The 3125-nt window shown below is 37.6% G+C and carries 1 protein-coding gene; it reads left to right on the forward strand.

The window, feature by feature from the left end; genetic code table 11:
* Nucleotides 1–264 precede the first annotated feature (264 nt).
* On the forward strand, nt 265–3125 hold a 2861-nt coding region (locus tag GQN54_RS11305; protein WP_160633650.1), incomplete at its 3' end, for a right-handed parallel beta-helix repeat-containing protein.

Genomic DNA, 3125 nt, shown 5'->3' on the forward strand with positions numbered 1-3125 from the left:
CTCAGGTCAACAGCAAACAGCAGGAAGTGATCCATGGCGATTAGCTAGTACGAATTTGGTGGGTTACCAAGGTAAGTCAGTTGTATTGCGTTTTGCAGGTATAAGAGGTAGTAGTTACGAAAGTGATATGTCCATTGATGACATCCGATTGAGCATAGTAGCGCCATTGAATGCTGGTGTAGTAGAAGTTCAAAGTCCATCAGGAGCGATATGTCCTGGAACAACAACTCCTGTTGTTGGAGTTAANNTTGGGAAGTAAATGGAGTGATAGACACACTATCCTATACCACACCTATTCAACCTGGCGATACAGCTTCTGTTTCTTTAAGTCCAATAACGTTCAACTCTACTTCTGTTTATGACATCAAAGTTTATACAAGTAATCCAAACGGAGTAGTAGATCCAATTAATGTAGATGATACACTTTCTTTACAAGGTCTAAGAACTGGATTATCTGGAACTTATACTTTGGATCCTAATTTGGCTCCAAGTGCAAGTAACTTTACGTCATTCTCTTCGTTGTCGCAACAATTGTCCAATTATGGAATATGTGGTCCTACAACAGTGAATGTAGCAGCAGGACTTTATACTAACCCATTAGATTTATCGAATATTGTTGGATTAGATGCCATTAATACATTAACCATTGACGGAGTTGATTCGTCTGCTACCATAGTTTCTGTAACGACACCAGACTTTGCCGCTTTAACATTATCTAATGTTGATTATGTGACAGTGAAGAACATGACATTTGAGTATGTAGGTACAGCAGGTTCAGGAGTGATTGTAGCGAATGCAAATCACAATATTGTTTCTAATTGTATTATTCATGTTGATACTACCTCTACTGGAAGTGGAATTTATGCGATATCGGTGTCTGGATCTTCATCTAGCCATACTACTGGAGCAATAGCTAATTATAATACTTTTAGTGATAACGTTATTATTGGAGGTTATTATGGAATCAGAACTTATGGATCTACAACCACACCAGTAATTGGAACAGTGATTTCAAATAATGAATTTAGAAAACAATATTATTATGGAATATATTGCTATTATGGAGATTCTACCGAAGTAATAGGGAATGATATTGATATGATTTATAGGGGAAATACTAATGCAGATGGAATGTATATGTATTATACTCCTAACTTCAAGTTCAATGAGAATAAGATCTCGGCATTGGATTATGGGGCATATATCTATGACTTTAGTAAGCTTTTTGTCCAAACAAGGAAAAACGAAGTGGTTAATAACATGATCTATTCGGACAATGATTATGGTTTGTATATGTATTATATCGATAGTACTAATATTTATCACAATACTATTGTCTCCAATAGTTCTACAATTCCAGCATTGCAGATATATTCAAATACTACTATATCAATTGCAAACTATGATATTCGAAACAATATCATCTATTCCAATGGCTCATTTGCCGTACGAACTAATATTGCAGACAGCTTCATGAGTATAATGGATCACAACGCCTATTATACTTCTGGAAGTAACTTGTTTTCGATGAATAGTACAACGTATACAGATTTGGCTGCGTATTTTTCAGCCAACAATCTGCTAAATGCTAATTCTGTAGAAGGAGATCCAGGTTTTGTTACTTACCCTACAGATTTACACGTTTTGAGTGCTTTAGTTAGTAATAATGGTGACAATAATGTTGGGGTAATGATCGATATTGATGGAGATGTTCGTCCATCAGCAGGTGCAACTAATGTTGATATAGGTGCGGATGAGTTTACTCCGCCTTCATTTGAATTGGGTCTTACTGCATTAAATTCTCCTAATTCAGGTTGTGGCTTATCTAATGCGGAGCCAGTTGTAATCGAGATTTTAAATTCAGGTCAACAAGCTGCTTCTAATTTTACTGTTGGTTTCTCTGTGGATGGAGGAAACTATGTGGTTGAAACTGTATCAGGACCGTTAGCAGTAGCTGCATCATTAACTTATACGTTTACGGCTACCGCTGATTTATCAGTTCTTGGTCCGCATACAATAGATGTTTATGTAAGTATTGCTGGCGATAACGTTCCAGCAAATGATAGTATCTTTAGAAACATAGTTAACATCCCTGTTATTTCAGGATTCCCATATACAGAAAGCTTTGAAACAAGTGCAGGTGGTTGGACTGTGGATGGAGGTACTTCAAGTTTCGCACTAGGTACTCCAACAGGTTCAGTTATTAACTCAGCTTCAAATGGTACTCAAGCATGGGTAACCAACCTTTCTGGTAATTACTTAGCAGACGAAGCAGGTTATGTAAAATCACCTTGTTTAGACTTTTCTACATTGATTGCACCAATTATTTCTATGGATGTGTGGTGGAATTCTGAGTTCTCGTGGGATGGAGCAGTATTGCAGTCTTCTATCGATGGAGGAACTACTTGGCAAAAAGTAGGTTCGTTTGGTGACCCTAATAACTGGTACAACGATAACTCCATTAATGGATTAAATGCAGGTACAACTATTTTAGAGCCTTCAGGTGAAGGTTGGACAGGTAGAACATCCTCTTCTAATGGTAGTAATGGTTGGGTAAATGCTACTCACCAACTAACAGGTCTTGGTGGTCAACCAGGAGTAATTTTTAGAGTTGCTTTTGGATCTGATGGCTCAGTTATGGACGAGGGATTTGCATTTGATAACGTTCAAATTTATGAGTCTCCAGCAGTTGATATTAAAGCAATTGAAGTGTCTAGACCGCTTGTAGGTTGTGGGTTATCAGCAACTGAGACTATCGCAGCTCGTTATGAAAACTTAGGAACAGATACTTTAACGAACTTCCCTGTAGCGTATAGTGTAAACGGAGTGGCAATAACACCTGAAACATTCACTGATACATTGTTCCCAGGAGATAAGAAGTCGTATGAGTTTACAACAACTGCAAACCTAGCTAATACTATTCAATACACCATTGAGGTTTGGTCGGCTGCAGTTGGCGATGCGATTACATCAAATGATACTGCTTCAGTTACTTTTACAAATATAGCAGCATCTACAAACCCTTATCCACAAACATTTGATGTGTTAACAGATGGAGCAACAGATTTTTCACCAATCAATTGGACTCCAATAAATGCAGGAGCTTTTGATTGGAGAGCAGAAAC

Source organism: Acidiluteibacter ferrifornacis (assembly GCF_009909615.1).
GTDB lineage: Bacteria > Bacteroidota > Bacteroidia > Flavobacteriales_E > Vicingaceae > Acidiluteibacter > Acidiluteibacter ferrifornacis.